Below are 17879 nucleotides of genomic sequence, written 5' to 3' on the forward strand. Positions count from 1 at the left end.
ATGTCTCGTCACGGCTTACACATCTCGTTTCCACTCGTTGCGTCGCTGACGCTTCTTTCGGGCTGCGGCCAAAGTTCGCCGGCAGCGGAAGTCGGCCCCCGGCCGGTCAAGTCGGTCGTCACGAAGGCGGAGCAGTCAGCAAGCTTGAGTTTCCCCGGCGTCGTGCAGGCGCGGGTGGTAGCCGATCTTGGATTCCGGACGTTGGGGCGAGTTCTATCGCGTAAGGCGGATGTTGGCGATCTAGTCCGGAAGGGCGATGTTCTGGCCGAGATCGATCCGTTAGCTCTCCAGTTCGCAGTCGCCAGTGCGGAGGCCGATCTGCGCAACGCAGAGGCGCAACTCCAGAACGCCGAGCTCACGGAAAAGCGCAAGCGAGCACTCGCCTCGCGGAATACGGGGAGTGCTGCGGATCTGGAGCTTGCCGAACAGGGCCTGATATCGGCGCAAGCCGGCGTTGCCAAGGCCCGGGCCAGTCTCGACAAGGCGCGCGAACAGCTCGGGTACGCGCAACTGAAAGCCGAGTTTGACGGTGTTGTGACCGCTACCTCGGTGGAAGTCGGACAGACCGTCACAACCGGTCAGCCGGTGTTAACGCTGGCGCAACTCGGACAGCGTGACGTGGTCGTCGACATCCCGGAAGCGCAGCTTGGTTCGTTGCGCTTGGGGAGCCGATTCAATGTCGCCCTTCAGCTCAAGGACGCGCTCCGCACGTCCGGCATTCTGCGGGAGATCGGGCCGGAAGCCGACACCAACACTCGCACCCACAGGCTGAAGATCGCCATCGACGACGCGCCTGAGGTTTTCCGGCTCGGTTCAGTCGTGACGGTGGCCGCTATGAGTGATCAGCCAGGAAGCACGATTGTGCTGCCGACGTCCGCCATCGTCGAAAACAACGGCACAGTGAATGTCTGGGTGATCGATCCCACGAAACACACGGTCTCGCTGAGACCTGTGCGGCTCGACGCACAGGTCTCCGGCGTCCCGCGTGTCCGAATTGCCTCAGGACTGCTGGAGGGAGAAGAGGTCGCAGTCGCCGGTGCTAGTGAACTCAGCGAAGGACAGAAGGTGAGACTCGAAAAGGAGCCGCGTTCGTGAAGAAATTCAACCTTTCGGACTGGGCGCTCGAGCACCGTTCTCTCGTCTGGTACTTCATGATCGCCTTCGCATTGGCGGGGGCCTATGCCTATGTCAGCCTCGGGCGCGAGGAGGACCCCTCATTCACCATCAAGACCATGGTGATCCAGGCGCAATGGCCAGGTGCTTCGGCGCAGGAGGTAACGCGGCAGGTTACTGACCGCATCGAAAAGAAGCTGCAGGAACTCGACAATCTCGACCATACCCGAAGCCTGACCACCGCGGGTCGGACCATTGTCTTCGTCGACCTGCGACAGGAAACCAAGGCGGCGGATGTGCGCCCCACCTGGCTGCGCGTGCGCAACATGATGGCCGACATCCAGCACGACTTCCCATCGGGCGTGGTCGGCCCCTTCTTCAATGACCAGTTCGGCGACGTCTATGGGAATATCTTCGCCTTTTCAGCCGACGGGTTGAGCCAGAGGGAATTGCGCGACATGGTCGAGGACGCCCGAACGAAAATCCTTACGGTCCCGAACGTCGGCAAGGTCGATATCGTGGGAGCGCAGGATGAGGTGATTTTTCTGGAATTCTCCACCCGTAAGATCGCGGCCCTCGGCATCGACCGCTCCGCCATCATCTCTGCGCTGCAAGCGCAGAACGCTGTCACCCATTCCGGATTCATCGACACGGGATCCGAACGTATCGCGCTTCGCGTCTCCGGTGGCTTTGTTTCCGAGGAAAGCCTGCGAGCGATCAATCTGAGAGTGAATGACCGGTTCTTTCCACTGACCGATATCGCAACGATCACGCGTGGATATGTCGATCCGCCGACCTCGCTGTTTCGCTTCAATGGCAAGCCAGCGATCGGTCTTGCCGTTGGAATGAAGGCCGGCAGCAACCTCCTGGAGTTCGGTGCGGCGCTCGAAAAGATGGTGGAGCGTGTTACCCAGGAACTTCCAGTGGGCGTGTCCGTGGAACGGGTGTCCGATCAGCCAGCCGTCGTGGACGAAGCCGTGTCCGGCTTCACACGCGCCTTGTTCGAGGCGGTCGCTATCGTACTCGCGATAAGCTTCATCAGTCTTGGTCTGCGCGCCGGCCTGGTTGTCGCGATTTCCATCCCGCTGGTTCTCGCCGTCACCTTTCTGGTGATGCTTTACTCAGGCATCTCGTTGCAGCGAATCTCGCTGGGGGCGCTGATCATCGCTCTCGGTCTCCTGGTCGACGACGCCATGATCGCCATCGAAATGATGGTTGCACGCCTGGAGCTGGGGGACAGTCTCAGGAAGGCCGCCACCTACGTCTACACTTCGACAGCCTTTCCGATGCTGACCGGCACGCTTGTCACCGTGGCGGGCTTTATCCCGGTGGCGTTCAACAAGAGCAGCGCCGGCGAGTTCACGTTCACCCTGTTCGTCGTCATTGCCGTGTCGCTCATCGTCTCATGGTTGGTCGCGGTCGTGTTCACACCGCTTCTCGGCGTGACAATCCTGCCCGAGACGATGAAAAAACATGCCGATCACAAAGGCTGGTTCGCGAAAACCTTCTCGCGCATGCTTCAAGTCTGCATGCGATGGCGATGGGCGACGATCGCGGTGACCATCCTCCTCTTCGGCGCATCTGTCGGCGGGATGTCGCTGGTGCAGCAGCAGTTCTTCCCTAGCTCCGACCGTCCGGAACTCATTGTCGACTGGAACCTTCCGCAGAACAGTTCGATCGAGGAAACCAACCGACAGATGGCACAGTTCGAACGGGAAAAGCTCGTCGGCAACCCTGACATCGAACATTGGTCGACTTACGTGGGAACCGGTGCGCCTCGCTTCATCTTGTCCTTCGACGTCCAGCCGTCTGACGTGTCTTTCGGGCAAATGGTGATCGTCACGAAGGGGCTCGAAGTCCGCGACAAGCTCAGGGAGGAGCTGCAGGACTATCTGCACAAGACTTTTCCGGGCACGGACGCCTTTGTGAAGCTGTTGGATATCGGACCGCCGGTCGGCAAGCCGGTCCAGTACCGCGTGTCCGGTCCGGATATCCAGGTCGTCCGTGACTTTGCGCAGAAACTGGGGGCCATTGTCGGGACGAATCCGTTGCTGCGCAATCTGGTCTTCGACTGGAACGAGCCTGCACGTGTCGTCAAGGTCGATGTGCTTCAAGATAAGGCGCGGCAACTTGGCGTGTCTTCTCAGGACATTGCCACCGCGCTGAACAGTGTCGTTCAGGGCGATACGGCAACTGAGGTCAGGGACGGTATTTATCTCGTGGACGTGGTCGGCCGCGCCGCCGCAGCAGAACGCGGGTCGATCGATACGCTGCTTGATCTGCAGCTCTCGAGCACCAGCGGCCGAACCATTCCGCTGTCATCCGTCGCCACGTTCCGTTACGAACTCGAACAGCCGACGATCTGGCGGCGTGATCGGATCCCGACCATTACCATCAAGGCCGGCATAAGCGACGCGACCCAGCCGGCAACCATTGTCGCGGCGTTTACCGACAAGGTCGAGGCATTCAAGAAAACGCTGCCGGCGGGATATTCCGTTGAGGTCGGCGGATCGGTCGAGGAAAGCGCCAAGGCGCAAGGACCCATCTTCGCCGTCGCGCCTATCATGATTTTCGCCATGGCAACGCTTCTGATGGTCCAGCTCCAGAGCTTCCATCGGCTGTTCCTGGTCTTCTCGGTCGCGCCATTGGCGCTCATCGGCGTCGTCGCGGCGTTGCTGCTTTCCAATGCGCCGCTTGGCTTCGTGGCGCTACTGGGCGTGCTGGCCCTGATAGGCATCCTCATCCGCAACTCGGTCATCCTGATCGTGCAGATCGAGGAATTGCGGGCCGCCGGAACGCCGCCGTGGAAGGCCGTCGTGGAAGCGACGGAGCATCGCATGCGGCCGATCATGCTGACGGCTGCTGCCGCGACCCTCGCCCTTATTCCGATCTCCCGAGAGATATTCTGGGGACCCATGGCCTATGCCATGATGGGAGGCATCATCGTCGGAACGGTGCTGACCCTTCTCTTTCTGCCTGCGCTCTACGTCACCTGGTTCAGGATACCGCGCGATGTCGAGCAGCAGTGACGTGATGCCATGCCGCTCTCCGTATCGACGGGTGCTGTGGGTGCCAAGGTATTGAACCGCGACTTTCGCACGGCCGTTGGCCAAATCGCGTGAGAGGGAGAGTACCGGAGCTGTTGTGATTTTGTTCGCTTTTTGTGCTTCGAAAGTCGCATAAGATTGCAGTCTGGAACTGAAAAGCTCGCTTCGGTCACTTCGCCAACGGGCTGAGCGCGACCGCGAAGGTGACTATCCCGCCGCGGGCGATGTGGTGGTAACCGATTTCCTGCGGGCATCAGGATCAGGAAGTGGTTGATCAGGCCGATTATCAGCGCGCCGGCGGTCGTGCCGATGTCCATGCCGACGACGCCGAACAGGCACCCCGAGCACAGCCGCCCGTCTCGCGAGCTGGAAGCTCGGAGCGAAGCTACTAGAGAGCCGCACCGAAACATAGGCAGCACAAACGCATTCGGCCGATGCGAACGGCTCAGCTTTGGCTCCTGACCGGCTCAAGCAAGCCCGAGCTTTTTCCTGAGTTCGGCGTTTTCATTCCGGAGCCGATTGGCGAGAAGCTTCTTCAGACGGGCATTCTCTTCTTCAAGCTTCACCAGATCCTTGAGCTCATCGCTCTGTGTTGTCTGCCCGGCAGCCTTCTTCCACTGATAGTAGGTCTGTTCCGAGATGCCAGCTTTCTGGACCGCGGCCTTGATGCTCTCTCCCCGTCCGATCTGCTTTTCGATCTCGCCGAGCTTTTGGGCCCGCTCTTTCTCAGAGTATATTCTCCGCGCTGTCGGGACTGTAGGCGAAGCGACCGCTTTAGATGAAGACGCCTGTGGGGCCGACTTGGCGGCTCTGGTTCGTAGAGCACCTGCCTGCTGCCCGGTTCGCTTCCTCGGCTTCGGCGCCTTTTCCTTGATATCAGGTGTCTGTTCCTTCACAGGCACCTCGGCTGGCGCCTGGTTTGCCTCGGATTCCTTGAGGTCGGCCATGAGAAGCTCCCTGTGATGTCAAACCCTATTCTCTCACGCAGCATCAAGAACTTACGGACTTTGTCAACCACGGCCAAAACCGTGCTCCTCAATGTCGCCGTCGGACGCGTGAACATAATTGCCTATGACTGCCCCTGCAGACGCAAATTGGAGTCGCCTTCTTTATTGTCCTGTGCTTGCGTCGAAATGTTGGGCTGCGGCGAGGCGTGCTGAATGGCCTCGCAATCCGCAACACAGAGTATCGGCTGGATGTGTCACGACCCCTCGGTATCCGGCAGCATGCTCGTCGGCTCGTCAGCTCTGCGGTTCGCTTGGCAGATCATCCGTTACTCCCCCCGGATTTTAATTATAGCTAATATCATTCTTGGATCGTTGCGGACAAATATGGGTTCCTAATATACAACCGTTGGTTCTTCACACGCGGGAGATGCGGAATGTCGTGTTCAGACTTTCCTGTGGAACTGGTGACCGGGTCCTTCTCAAAGGACGATGCTGACGCCGTGCGCTTGGTGCTCGACGCAGTCCCGCATCCGATATTCTTGAAAGATGATCAATCCCGCTTCGTTATGCTTAACCGAAGTATGTGCGACTTCATGGGGCATTCTTATGAGGAGTTGGCTGGCAAGACAGATTACGACTTCGTCCCGAAGGAACACGCGGATGTGTTCCAGCAGGTCGATCGGTTGGTGCTGGAAACCGGAGAAGTCAACGAGAACGAGGAGGTCATGCTGGGGCCGGACGGGGAAATCCGCACCCTCGTGACGCGAAAGGCGCGGGCGTCGCTACCGAATGGCGCTCGCTTCGTCGTCGGCTGTATTTCGGACATCACCAAGTTGAAGGAGCACGAAGCCTCGCTGCAGCTGCTGTTCGAGGAAAACCCCATCCCGATGTGGGTGTTTGATAGAGCCAGCTCGCGGTTTCTGGCAGTCAACCAAGCTGCCGTCGAGCATTATGGCTACACCCGCGAACAATTTCTTTCCAAATCCATCCTTGAAATCAGGCCGGCGGAAGACAGAGAACCGTTTCTCCAAGTGCTCGGCACAGGCGAGGGCTCGTATTGCACCGGGCGTACCTGGCGCCACATTAAGGCGGACGGCAGCCTGATCGACATCGTCGCCTACTCAAAGGGGATCGAGTATGACGGCCGCCCAGCCGTCATGGTTGCGGTTGTCGACGTGACGGAGCGCAAGCGGGCTGAGGACGATCTGCGCCGCACCAGAGAGTTTCTGGACACGGTAATCGAAAACATTCCCGTCATGCTCTTCGCTAAAGAGGCCCGGGAGCACCGCTATGTCCTGATGAACCGGGCAGGTGAGGAACTGCTTGGCATCCCGCGCGAGGAGCTGATCGGCAAGACCGATTCCGACCTCTTTCCGCCAGAAGAGGCCGAGTCGTTCGTCGTTCGTGATCAGCAAGCGTTGCGTTCCGATTCCGTCCAGTTAGCCGAGGAAGAGCAAATCCAAACGCGGGACAAGGGGGTACGGGATCTCGTTACGCGACGGCTCGCGGTGGAAAGCCATGACGGAAAGTCGAAATATGTCCTCGCGGTGGCCGAGGATGTGACCGAGCGCAAGCGAGACGCGGCACGGATCGCCCATTTGGCTACCCACGACGGGCTGACGGATTTGCCCAACCGGACAGCACTCGTCGAGCGTCTCGAATTCACGCTCGAGCGGGCGACATCCGGCAGGGAATCCTTCGCTGTCATGCGCATCAACGTCGACGGGTTCAAGGAAGTAAACGATGCTTGCGGCCCCGGGGTTGCGGATGCGCTGCTTCGACAGGTGGCGGCACGGCTGAGAGCGAGCGCGGGCAAGCACTTCCTTGCGCGCACGGGCGACGAGTTCACAACTATCATTGCTGACGGCCCGCATCCGGAGACAGCAATAGCACTCGCTGACCGCCTGCTGGCAACGATCGCCGACGTTTTTGATGTCGGCGGCCGCCAATTGCACGTCGGCCTGAGCATCGGTATCGCCTTCTTTCCCGATGACGCGGTTGATGTCACATCCCTCTTGAGCAACGCTCACGCAGCGCTCGATCGCGCCCGGGCCGACGGGCAGGGCGTTTTCCGGATGTTCGAGGCGGACATGGATCGCAAAGTCCGTGAACGCCGCGCACTTGAGAAGGACTTGCGTTCGGCTCTAGCAAACGGCGAGTTGTTCCTGCACTACCAGCCGCAGGCGAACGTATCGGGTCAGATCGTTGGGTTCGAAGCCCTGGTCCGGTGGTCTCACAAAGAACGAGGAATGATCCCACCTGCGGAGTTCATTCCCCTGGCCGAAGAGAGCGGATTGATCGTTCCAATCGGCGAATGGGTGTTGCGCGAGGCGTGTCGGGAGGCGGCGTCATGGCCGAACACGATCCACATCGCCGTCAACCTCTCTCCCGTACAATTTCGCCAAGGCGATCTTCCCGGCATGGTGCACTCGATTCTGTTGCAGTCGGCGCTCGACCCGACGCGGCTCGAGCTGGAAATTACAGAAAGCGTGCTGTTCGACGACTTATCGCGGGCAAGTTCAATCCTCCGGCGCCTTAAATCGCTCGGAGTAAAGATCGCCCTGGACGATTTTGGGACAGGCTATTCATCGCTTTCCTATCTCCAGTCTTTCCCCTTCGACAAAATCAAGATCGACAAGTCATTCGTTTGGATGCTTCAGCAGAATCCGCAATCGGCGGCCATCATTCGCGCCATTGTCGGGCTGGGCCGGGACCTCTCTATGTACATTGTTGCCGAAGGCGTCGAAACATTCGACCAGCTGAGTTTTCTTACGGAAGAGGGCTGCAGTGCTCTGCAGGGGTATCTGATCGGAAGGCCTTACCCGATCGAGCTGTATGCGAAGGAGGTCGGCAAACGCGCACCTCCGTCAAGCGTGGCGAGTCGACGCCGCGGACGGCAATAGCGGCTCACGACGCTTGCAGCACAGCACATAGACACACACGCGCGGCGTTGAATCTGGTCCCGGCTTCACGCCGGTGAAGAACGCGGAGTCGAATGGCAGTCGGAGGCCTCGTCAAAAACGTCAAACGCGGCTACCTTCGCGTCGATCGTCGCTCCGTTGCCAAATGCACATACGTGTAGGGCAGATCGCCGGATCGATCGTCGACTACAATGAGATCCTCGCTCTGCGCTCTCAAGGGGAATTCACCACGTCCAGCGCCGTGCGATGTATTCGGTTAAGGTGGTTCTCCATTGCTTCAATGGCGGCAGCGAGATCGCGCCTTTCAAACGCATCCGGGGATCTGGTGATCCTAAAGCTCAGCGAAACGGTTCCTTTCGACACCCATTTAGCTCAGTATTTCGACGGTCACCTTCCTTCGCCTCGAGCGCGGCGAAGGCTTGGGCGAGGGCGTGGGGGCAACAAGTTGCCGCGTCTGCGGCCACCCGACGCCGTTTTAGTCGGAAACTACCGTCCGGTGAAACCCATCCGGCCGCGCAGCAGATCGGTGAGCACCGCACCGTGGATCGGCACGCCCTCGAATTCCGAATACGAGGCCATCACGCCCGAGAGGCCGGCGAGCCGGGTGGCCGCCTCGAACGCATGGGCATAGACATCGTACAGCTCTCGCGGTCCGATAGCAGTCGCCGCCATGTTCTGACCGGCTTCCGTCACTGCATAACCCAGGAAGTGTTACGCGGACACCAGCACGCCTTCACGCAGGTCGTTGGCCTGCATGCCGCGCGTGAAAGCGACGCTCATCGAACTGACAAGATATGGATCCTCTCCGTAGGTTTCGGTGACCCGTCCCCAACGCGCATCGCGGGCGACGTCCATGACTGGCGCGAGGGCATGGAGCATCCCCACCGCCCGCATCTGGCGTCGCATGATATCCGCCATCTCCTGCAGGGCCTCGGGATCCCCTGTCGCTGCCAACCCGATTGCGGTTGGGAACGCGGTGAAGCCGGGCGACACCGGTTTTGTTGCAACGACCGAGTTGGGCGCACGGAGGATCGGTCGTTGCTGGTCAGGCAGCGGCGAAAGGGGATAGAGACCGCTTCCGGCTGTGCGTGCGGCCTCGATAATCATGGGCTCGCGGTCGGAGGCGACGCCATCGATCCAGATGACGACATGCAGTCCTGTGTCAGCTCCGGCGATGGTGACCGACGCGCCCAGGTTGTCGCCCAACGACTGCAGCAGCACAGTTCTTCGCTCGGTTTTCTTTCTGCGGATGCTGCGGACGTGACGCTCGTAGGCGCCGCTCGCCAGCAGGTCGGCTAACGCGTCTTGCTCCAGCAACGGGGTGTGCCGGTCGGTCAGGCGCTTCGCCTCGGCGAACGCCCGACACAAGCTGGTGGGGACGACGAGATAGCCGAGCCGCAGGGTCGGCGAGAGCGTCTTGGACAGCGTGCCAACGTAGATCACCGACTCCGCGTCGAGTGCCTGCAGAGGCGGATGGGGGCAATATCGTGACGGTACTCTCCGTCGTAATCGTCCTCGATGATGCAAGCACCTGTATGTGCAGCCCAGGCCAGGAGGGCGCGCCGACGTGTCGCCGAAAGCACGCTGCCAAGCGGGAACTGGTGCGACGGCGTCACGTAAGCCAGACGGGCCGAGAGCAGCGAATCCGTTGTGAGCCCATCCCTGTCGACCGGAATGGGGACGGCGATGCCGCCAGCCGCCGCGAAGGCACAGCGGGCCAGGAGGTAGCCAGGGTTCTCGATCACGAAAGGATCACCGGGGTCGAGCAGCAGCCGCGCGCAGAGGTCGAGCCCCTTGAAGTGTGGCTTGCCCGCGGGCGGTCCCATCCGATAAAGCTCGGCGCAACAGAGGCAGCGTCAGGACGTTCAATCTTCGTCAGCAGCGACTTCCCATGCAATTCGTGTCTAACAAGGAAGAAACTATGAGGCGGCAGACCCGACCGTTCACTGTGGAGATCAAACAGAAGCGCAATTTTCAAAAACGGGGTCGTTCCATCTGGAGCGATGTCGATCTCTCCGCAGCTATGGCCGAGACAACAAGGGAGCTCAAAGAGATGGAGCTGCCAAATCGTCGGCTTATTGACTCCAATGTCGTGGCCCTTGCTGCTGAACACATGCACGAACCGCGAGCGGAGCATCTTATGGCAGATCCCCTGGACGCTGAATCAGTAGAAACTGCAACCGAACCGGCAGCCAAGGTGGAGACGCCTGAAACGAAGAAGAAAGTCCCACGGTCGCGGAAGGCAAAGGCTGAGCCTAGGCCGCCTGCTCGGAAGAATGGCACCAGTACGGCGTTCCAGGCGGAGGAAGCACTGGCAGCGGCCGTGCGGACCGGCCGGAAGGTCTACTCTGAAAAGGAGCGCGCCCAGAAGCTCGCCCAAATCGAGAAGTCAATCAGTGGCGGCGCCACCCTCAAGAGCGCCGTACAGCAGGCCGGCATATCGGAACAGACCTACTATCATTGGAAGAAGGCTGCGGCGCCTGCATCGGGTGGTGACGATCTGAAGGATCTGGTCGCGCTTGAGGAAGAAAACAAGCGACTGAGGAGCCTGCTCACGAAACGCCTGCGCAAGGAGAACGCGGAACTGAAGACGAAGCTGGAGCTGCAATAACGCTTCAGAAGTCGGCTGAATCGCAGATCGGACCGGCGGCACATCGTCTTCGCCGATGCGTCACCTAAGAGCAGACTCTGGCCGCGCCGCAAACAGCACGTTCAGCGTGCCACGTACGCACCGTCCAGGGTGATGTGGCTGCGATCAGGCCTCGCCATTTCTGACGCAGCGCATTAGCGACCGGGCTAATCGGATTGCAGATTGTAAAGCTGGCCATCCACGCTCTTCTCCCCGATTTACGCTAACGCGTCAACAAGCTCCGTCTCCTGGAGGGACCCGCATGGCATCCGGTTCTCGGTTACCACAAGCGCGATGGCCTGGGGTGATGCCGAGATTCGGCGATTGGGCGATTTCGTGTTGCGCATCGACAGCTGCTTTTCGAACCACCGCCTTAGCGCAGCGGTGATCTGCGCCGAATGTTCTTGGCGCACGGCGAGCCGATCTTCCGGCGGCATGCCGCGTACGCACCTCCGCTCGCTCGAAGTGCGAAATCCGCAAGCCGTCCACCAATTCGCTCACCGCCATGTTGCAACCAAGTTGGAATGTCGCCCGGTCAGCAAAGAAATGTCGCATTGGGTGCGAAGCTTGTCGCTCTCCGTCAGCCTCAGATCGACCTTGACGGGCGAACGATCCTCTGGGGCGGCCAGCTTTGTAGATGCCTGCTCACGTCGAGAGATACATCCAGCCAGGGTAGTACTTCAGAATTGCGTGTGCACGGGTTGGGGAGCCGCCCGTCGGCTCTCCATCGAGGAGCGATCCTACATTCGCATATTCGGAGGTCGCTCGCTCGATTGCCCGATCTGCGAAGAGCGCAAGCAGATGCTTCAGATGCCGCCCATGCAGAGGTATTTCATTTCGAGGTAGTCCTCGAGGCCATGGCGGGAACCCTCCCGCCCGATACCGGACTGCTTTACTCCGCCAAAAGGCGCGGCTTCCGAGGACATGCGTCCCGTGTTGATGCCCACCATGCCATATTCCAGGGCCTCGGCCACACGCCAGACACGCTTCAGATTTGAGGCATAGAAGTAGGCGGCGAGGCCGTAGATCGTGTCATTGGCCTCACGCACGACCTGATCCGAATCTTCGAAGCGAATGATCGGCGCCAGCGGCCCGAATGTCTCCTCCTGCGCGACTGTCATCTCGCTGGAGACATCGGTGAGGACCGTTGGTTGGAAAAACGTGCCCGTCGTACCGATGCGATTGCCGCCACATCGAATTATACCGCCTTTTGCGACGGCATCGGCGATATGGGATTCGATCTTGGCCAGAGCCTGCCTGTCGATCAGCGGTCCGATAGCCACTCCTGGATCGAAGCCGTCACCAACCGAAAGGTGGCGGACTTTCTCCACGAATTTGTCGACAAACTCATCATGAACGCTCGATTGGACGTAAAGGCGGTTCGCGGAAACGCAAGTCTGGCCGGCATTGCGGAACTTCGCCTGGATCGCACCGTCAACCGCGGCATCGATATCGGCATCGTCGAAGACGATGAAAGGTGCATTGCCGCCTAGCTCGAGGCTGACCTTCTTGACCTGGTCCGAGCACTGGCGCATCAGCAGCCGGCCAACCTCGGTCGAGCCGGTGAAGCTGATCTTGCGGATCTTGGGATTGGCGCAGAGTTCACGCCCAACCGCATCACCTTCGGACGCATAGATCAAGTTGACGACGCCTTCGGGAAAGCCAGCCTGGTGGGCGAGGGCGAACATTGCGCCAGCTACGAGCGGCGTCTGTTCAGCGGGCTTGAGGACGATGGTGCAGCCCGCCGCCAAGGCCGGCGAGATCTTGCGCGCCACCATGGAAGCCGGGAAATTCCATGGCGTGATCGTGCCAACTACGCCGATCGGCTGCTTGATCACCAGCATGCGGCGGTCCGTCGATGGTGCGGAGATCGTCTCGCCATAGATGCGATTGGCCTCTTCGGCATACCATTGCAGGTATGCCGCAGCATGCGACACCTCCGACCTGGCTTCGGCAAGCGGCTTGCCCATCTCCGCGGTGAGAATCGCAGCGAGATCCTCGGCATGGTCGATGATCAACTGATGCCATCGCCACAGAACGTCGCTGCGCTCTCGGGCGGTCAGGCCCGCCCATCCAGGCTGCGCGATATAGGCCTTGTCGATCGCAGCGCAGGTCTCCTCGACGCCCATGTCGGGAAGCTTTGCCAGCACTTCGCCGGTCGATGGGTTAAAGACCTCGAATGTCCGCTCGCTAATCCGCTTGCCAAGTGCCGGCACGCGGTCGATCGTACCGAAAAGATCAGGAGATTTCAGGTGGCGGATCATCGGCAGGCACAGGGGCAATACCGGATTCCTCCTCAACGCAGCGGAAGTATGTCGGCAGGGTGTCGGTGTGTATTTCGCACGTCCGGGTTCCTCATAGGGCCTCGGCCAGACGGCTGGTAGACCACCGTACCCAACTGGAAAGGGAAAACTTTGAATTCTCTAGAAGATGGCTCGCGGTTCTATTAGGCGAAGATTGAACAATGGACATCGGCTTCGCCACCCGCACGCAGTGCGCTGGCGGCCTACAATCTGCGGACCACGATCGGCGATCCACCCGAAGAGAGGCTGGCATGAGGAGGAGCGCGCCGATCAGATATTTCTTGCTCGCCTCGAGCTCGGCCTCCGTCGGCCCCTCTTGTGCCATCTGCTTCACCACCTGACGCACGATGCTCAGCGTCTCGGCGGCGCGGTCCGAGCGCGTCGCCGTCGTAACCAGCGGCGCATGAGGATGCTCGTGATCGACCAGAGCGGAGCCGACGCCATAGGCAAGGCCGCGCTTTTCGCGCACCTCCTCGAACAGGTGGGAGGTAAAGGTCGAGCCGCCGAGAATTTCGTTCATCAGCACCGCGGCGAAGAAATCCGGCTCGCTGCGTCCGACGCCTGGAAAGGCCAACTGCAGCGAGGTCTGCGGCAGGTCGTAGTTCACCTCCACCTGCTGGCCGAGTTTTGCGGCGACATCGGCGACGGGGGAGAGCGTCTGCTTCTCGCGCAAATCGCCGAACAGCTGGTCGAGCCTTTCACTCAGCGTCTTCGCGTCAATGTCGCCGACCACGGCAACATGAAGCCCGTCGCGAGCGAAAGTGGCCTTGTGGAAGGCGGTTAGATCGGCCCGCGTGATGCCGGCGAGGCTCTCCTTGGTACCTTCGTCCGGCCTCGAATAAGGATGGGTGCCGTAGATCGCGCGCAGCCATTTGCGCTGGGCGATCGCCTTGGGGTCGCGCTCATTGGCGATGATGCCGGACAGGATCTGGGCGCGGATGCGGTCGATCGGCTCCTCGTCGAAGCGCGGCTTGTTCACCGCCAGCTTCAGCAGATCGAAGGCGGCGTCCTTCTGTTCGGAAAGCATGCGCATCGAGCCATAAATGCCGTCGCGCTTTGCCTCGAAGCCCATTTCGACGCCGGCATCGTCGAGCTTCACCTGGAAAGTGTCGCTGTCGAGGTCGCCGGCTCCCTCGTCGAACAGGCCGGTCATCAGATTGGCGAGCCCCTCCTTGCCGGCCGGATCCTGCGCGTTGCCGCCGTCGAAGGCGAAACGGATGGCGATGATCGGCGCCGTATGGTCCTCCACCAGCCAGGCGTTGATGCCCTTTTCAGATTCCACCTCCTGGATGTTCATCGCAGCATGGGCGGTGGGCGCCGGCAGGATGAGGAAGGGAATGGCGAGGATAAGGGTCGCCAGCAGGGTGGCGAGGCGCGCGGCCCTGCCTTCTCCCACAAGAAGGGCAAGGCGTGTGCAATGGCGCCGCGGCGTAGGTTCATCATCACATCAATTCTCCGTCTTGGGAAAGAGATAACCGGTGGTCGAATGGTCGGGCACGAGATAGCGGGCGGCGGCGGCTTTGACCTGATCGGCGGTGACCTTGCGGATGCGGTCTGGCCATTCTTCGACGTCCTTCACGTTGCGGCCGGTGGCAAGCGTGGAGCCATACAAGTAGGCCATGTAGGGCTGCTCGTCGCGGGCGAAGCTCACCGAGCGAACATAGCGGTCCTTGGCCTTGTCCAGCTCGTCGCTGCTGACACCGTCTCTGGCGATGCGGGCGACCTCGGCATCGGCCGCCGCTTCCAGATCGGCGGGCTTGGCATCGCCGCGCGGCGAGCCGTAGATGGTGAACCTGGTGGCATCCAGCATGGTGCCCCGGAAATACGCGCCAGCCTCGGTGGCGATGCCCTCTTTCACCACCAGCTGCTGGTAGAGCCGGCTGCGGTTGCCGCCGCCGAGGATCTCGGCCAGGAGGTCGAGCGCCTCGGCCTCGCCGGGTTCGGCCGTGTGATAGGACGGCACCACCCATTGCGTGGAGAAGCTCGGCACCGAAACGCGGGCATCGCTCAGCGTCACCGTGCGCCTGGTGTTCTGCTCCGGCTCGACCGGCCGGACACGCGGCGGCAAGTCCGGGCCGCGCGGGACCTTGCCATAGGTCTTTTCGGCCAGTGCCTTCACCGTCTCCGGCTCGACATCGCCGGCCACCACCAGCACGGCATTGTTGGGCCTATAATATGTGGCGTAAAAGGCGACGGCGTCGGCCCAGTTCAGCTTCTCCACCTCCTGCATCCAGCCGATCACCGGGATGCGGTAGGGCTGGTTCTGCCAGAGCGTGGCGTCGACCTCCTCGTCCAGAACCGCCTGCGGATTGTTGTCGATGCGTGAGCGGCGCTCCTCCAGGATCACGTCGCGCTCGGTTTTGATATCATCGTCGGTGAGCATGAGGTTGAACATGCGATCGGCCTCGAAGCTCATCATCGGCTCCAACGCCCAAGGCGCCACCGTCTCATGGAAGGCGGTGTAGTCGTAAGAGGTGAAGGCATTCATCGAGCCGCCGATGGCCGAGACGGCGCGGCCCAACTCGCCGGCGGCAAGGTTGGTCGTCGCCTTGAACATCAAACGCTCGAACAAATGCGCAATGCCGGATTTGCCCGGCGACTCGTCGGCGCTGCCCGTCTTGTACCACACCATTTGGGTGACGATCGGCGCGCGGTGATCGGGGATGACGACCACTTCCATGCCGTTGTCGAGGACGAAATCCGTTACCTTGCCGTCGTCGGTGGCCGCCAGAGCCGGAGCGGTCGCCATCAAGGCCAACGCGATCGCGAAAAGTGTGCCGAGCAGCCAGTGAGATCGAAGTTTGATCAATGGCTCCGGTTGTGATGACGGGACGAGAGGCAAAGTGATTTGCTCCTCATTTTGAAAGCGCCGCGTCCCCGTCTCCCCTTGTGGGAGGAGGTGGATCGGCGGGCAGCGCCGAGCCGGATGAGCAACCGTCTTCATGTTGCCAGGCCTTACTCGAGCGTCATCTTTGGATGGGTCCGGGAGACCCGCGGCGGTATTTTTTGGTGAGGTGATCACGGGACGACTTCTCCTTGGTCCGTGGCGTTTGCAGATGGCACGCACGTATCGTGCCAAATGAGAAACCGTTTCGAAGCAATGTGATAGATCTGGCTCTGCTATGTTGCGTATCCGACATTGTCGGACATCGGACAGCGCCGAACGCGAAGCGCTTGCGGCTTCGGACGATATCTTGCTCGCGCGAAAGAGGATTGAGCGTGCTGCCGCGCAGGTGAATAGGATGCCCTCCAACTGGCCGCGGCACTTGAGAGCGTTGGAATGGAGCTGATGGTGGTGGTCGCGGCGGAACGCTTCCTCGATAGGCAGGCCAGGGTCGATGCTGAATGAGCAGAGGCAGTCAGGAGCGTGGCCGCTAAGGAAGATAAGCTGGCCGCCAGGCCGCTCGCAGTCGAAGTGGCGGAGAGGCGAGAGGAAGCTTGGCAGGCCGACGTTAAGGAGGCGCTCACGGCACCTGGCTAGAGCCTGGCATCGCCGGGTCTGGCCTCGGCTGCGTGCTCGATCAGAATTGCCCAAAGCTATCGGGGGTCGATGAGCACCCGGAGCAGCTGAGTGTCAGGCTTACCGAGCGGCTGGAGCGCGCGGAGCGTGCTCGCGAGCGAAGACGAATCTCTTCAAATATCCGCGAAAGTCGGAGGATGTATCCGCGAGGCGCTGGAAACGGAGATCGCAGGACATCGGGCGATAAAGAAGGATTTGTTGAGCGCTTTTGGCGTGATGAGCCTGCCCGAAGTCGTTGAGCGTGACGAGTTGCTGGGGGAGAGGGAGCGTTTGCGTGTCACCTTGGTCGAACTTGAGGAACAACTGTCGACAGAGCTCGCCATGGACGGGGTCACGCAAACACGTTTGTTGCTGGAAGACAGCCGCACTTGCGTAGTCCGCGCGTAGTGTCGTCGCTGTACCAAATCAGGAGAGTTTGGCCGTCGCGATCGGAGTCATCTGCGTCAACACGGCCGGCGGCTACGTCTATGCCAGCACTCGTCCCCCCGTTCATAAAGTAATAAAACTCTTTGGAGTACTGGGAACGCAGAGAAATCTCCGGTCGCAGCCTACCCGGTCAAAACCCCCGGCGGAATACCGGCCGTGACCGATCCGCATCCCGCAATCCGCGTGAGCGAGGCCGACGATCCAAGGCGAGGGCGTGCTCACGGCTTGCCAACAGTCTTCGTCAGAACTGGCGGGTGCGACTATCGCTGTTCCTGGTGCGACAGCCTGCATGCGGTGGACAATCAATTCCGCCAGATGATGCCAGCGACGCGGTGTGGCGAACCCTCGTTGCGCTTTCCGGTGAGTGTGACGCCCAGAGCGGCCTCCTCAAAGTCCGACCGTCGCGGAACGATCTTTCGATGAAGGGCACGCGCCAGCAGCGAGTCCAGAAATCCGCACAAGCACGGCGCGAGAGGTCCTTATCAAATTTCGGAAAACGCGCGCGTCCTCGCGCTGTCCTATTTGGCACGGAGCTTGCGGCGGCGTTGGTGCAGCGTTCGACGGGAGCGCAGCGACGGGAGATGCCCGGAAGGGAGGAAGAGCCCGCCCAATCCGGTCAGGAGACAAGTATGTTGAGCCCGCAAATCTGCAGCGCGAATCCCGCGCCCCGCAAGCCCCTTTATGCCCAGCTTTACCTGCAGGTGCTTGCCGCAATCACGCTTGGCATCGCACTCGGCCACTTCTATCCGGAACTCGGCGAGATCCTGAAGCCGCTCGGCGAGGCCTATATCAAGCTGGTCAAGATGATCATCGCGCTTGTCGTCTTCCTAACAATTGCGATCCGCATTGCCGGCATGAACGATCTCCAGAAAGTCGGCCGGGTTGCCGGCAAGGCGATGGTCTATTTCGTCACCTTCTCGACGCTCGCGCTTATCGTCGGCCTCATCGTCGCCAATGTCGTTCAGCCTGGCGC

11 protein-coding genes and 2 pseudogenes are annotated in these 17879 nt (G+C 60.7%); 7 read left to right on the forward strand and 6 right to left on the reverse strand.

What is annotated here, in order from left to right; genetic code table 11:
- Both F3H98_RS27175 and F3H98_RS27180 read left to right on the forward strand, forming a co-directional pair.
- Positions 1-1095 carry an efflux RND transporter periplasmic adaptor subunit gene (locus F3H98_RS27175; RefSeq protein WP_149763658.1) on the forward strand — a complete coding sequence of 365 codons (1095 nt, stop codon included), beginning with the start codon at positions 1-3 and terminating at the stop codon, positions 1093-1095.
- Positions 1092-4142: an efflux RND transporter permease subunit gene (locus tag F3H98_RS27180; RefSeq protein WP_149763660.1), complete on the forward strand. Its 3051-nt coding sequence runs from the start codon at positions 1092-1094 to the stop codon at positions 4140-4142. The genes F3H98_RS27175 and F3H98_RS27180 overlap by 4 nt, the downstream gene beginning before the upstream one ends.
- A 485-nt stretch (positions 4143-4627) precedes the next feature.
- Here the strand turns inward: F3H98_RS27180 and F3H98_RS27185 are convergent, their stop codons facing one another.
- Positions 4628-5107 carry a transposase gene (locus F3H98_RS27185; protein WP_149763662.1) on the reverse strand — a complete coding sequence of 160 codons (480 nt, stop codon included), beginning with the start codon at positions 5105-5107 and terminating at the stop codon, positions 4628-4630.
- Between the two features lie 434 nt (positions 5108-5541).
- Here F3H98_RS27185 and F3H98_RS27190 point away from each other — a divergent pair, with 434 nt between their 5' ends.
- Complete coding sequence (locus F3H98_RS27190; protein WP_149763664.1) at positions 5542-8010, forward strand: sensor domain-containing protein; 2469 nt, start codon at positions 5542-5544, stop codon at positions 8008-8010.
- Positions 8011-8514: 504 nt separating this feature from the next.
- On the opposite strand, the pseudogene F3H98_RS31970 reads toward F3H98_RS27190, so the two are convergent.
- Both F3H98_RS31970 and F3H98_RS31360 read right to left on the reverse strand, forming a co-directional pair.
- Positions 8515-9135: pseudogene (locus F3H98_RS31970) on the reverse strand (glycoside hydrolase family 3 N-terminal domain-containing protein).
- A gap of 332 nt (positions 9136-9467) precedes the next feature.
- Positions 9468-9854 carry an aminotransferase-like domain-containing protein gene (locus F3H98_RS31360; protein ID WP_210249720.1) on the reverse strand — a complete coding sequence of 129 codons (387 nt, stop codon included), beginning with the start codon at positions 9852-9854 and terminating at the stop codon, positions 9468-9470.
- A 95-nt stretch (positions 9855-9949) separates the two neighbouring features.
- Between F3H98_RS31360 and F3H98_RS27200 the strand changes: the two genes are divergently transcribed.
- Positions 9950-10639 (forward strand): transposase, encoded by a 690-nt coding sequence (locus F3H98_RS27200; RefSeq protein ID WP_244621926.1) that lies wholly within the window; start codon positions 9950-9952, stop codon positions 10637-10639.
- An 824-nt stretch (positions 10640-11463) separates the two neighbouring features.
- Here F3H98_RS27200 and F3H98_RS27205 read toward each other — a convergent pair.
- From F3H98_RS27205 to F3H98_RS27215, 3 genes are all read right to left on the reverse strand, one after another.
- Complete coding sequence (locus F3H98_RS27205; protein WP_244621929.1) at positions 11464-12921, reverse strand: NAD-dependent succinate-semialdehyde dehydrogenase; 1458 nt, start codon at positions 12919-12921, stop codon at positions 11464-11466.
- Positions 12922-13012: 91 nt separating this feature from the next.
- On the reverse strand, positions 13013-14356 hold the full coding sequence (locus F3H98_RS27210; RefSeq protein ID WP_244621927.1) for a M16 family metallopeptidase: 1344 nt from the start codon (positions 14354-14356) through the stop codon (positions 13013-13015).
- 51 nt (positions 14357-14407) lie between these two features.
- Positions 14408-15709, reverse strand: coding sequence for a M16 family metallopeptidase (locus F3H98_RS27215; protein WP_149763676.1), 1302 nt, complete (start codon positions 15707-15709; stop codon positions 14408-14410).
- An 858-nt stretch (positions 15710-16567) separates the two neighbouring features.
- Here F3H98_RS27215 and F3H98_RS31365 point away from each other — a divergent pair.
- The 3 genes and pseudogenes from F3H98_RS31365 to F3H98_RS27225 form a co-directional block, all read left to right on the forward strand.
- Positions 16568-16867: a hypothetical protein gene (locus F3H98_RS31365; protein ID WP_188130595.1), complete on the forward strand. Its 300-nt coding sequence runs from the start codon at positions 16568-16570 to the stop codon at positions 16865-16867.
- 195 nt (positions 16868-17062) lie between these two features.
- Positions 17063-17268 (forward strand): annotated as a pseudogene (locus tag F3H98_RS32645) (7-carboxy-7-deazaguanine synthase QueE); the annotation flags it as partial.
- A gap of 267 nt (positions 17269-17535) precedes the next feature.
- Positions 17536-17879 (forward strand): cation:dicarboxylate symporter family transporter (locus F3H98_RS27225; protein WP_149763668.1); only part of this gene is annotated, 344 nt, incomplete at its 3' end.

The organism is Neomesorhizobium albiziae, from assembly GCF_900114255.1.
In the GTDB taxonomy this organism is placed as follows: domain Bacteria; phylum Pseudomonadota; class Alphaproteobacteria; order Rhizobiales; family Rhizobiaceae; genus Neomesorhizobium; species Neomesorhizobium albiziae.

What these genes read in the sequence shown, in the direction of transcription:
- F3H98_RS27175 (WP_149763658.1), top strand. Translation starts at nt 1, where the DNA reads ATGTCTCGTCACGGCTTACACATCTCGTTTCCACTCGTTGCGTCGCTG.
- F3H98_RS27185 (WP_149763662.1), bottom strand. Translation starts at nt 5,107, where the DNA reads ATGGCCGACCTCAAGGAATCCGAGGCAAACCAGGCGCCAGCCGAGGTG.
- F3H98_RS27190 (WP_149763664.1), top strand. Translation starts at nt 5,542, where the DNA reads ATGTCGTGTTCAGACTTTCCTGTGGAACTGGTGACCGGGTCCTTCTCA.
- F3H98_RS31360 (WP_210249720.1), bottom strand. Translation starts at nt 9,854, where the DNA reads ATGGGACCGCCCGCGGGCAAGCCACACTTCAAGGGGCTCGACCTCTGC.
- F3H98_RS27200 (WP_244621926.1), top strand. Translation starts at nt 9,950, where the DNA reads ATGAGGCGGCAGACCCGACCGTTCACTGTGGAGATCAAACAGAAGCGC.
- F3H98_RS27205 (WP_244621929.1), bottom strand. Translation starts at nt 12,921, where the DNA reads ATGATCCGCCACCTGAAATCTCCTGATCTTTTCGGTACGATCGACCGC.
- F3H98_RS27215 (WP_149763676.1), bottom strand. Translation starts at nt 15,709, where the DNA reads ATGGCGACCGCTCCGGCTCTGGCGGCCACCGACGACGGCAAGGTAACG.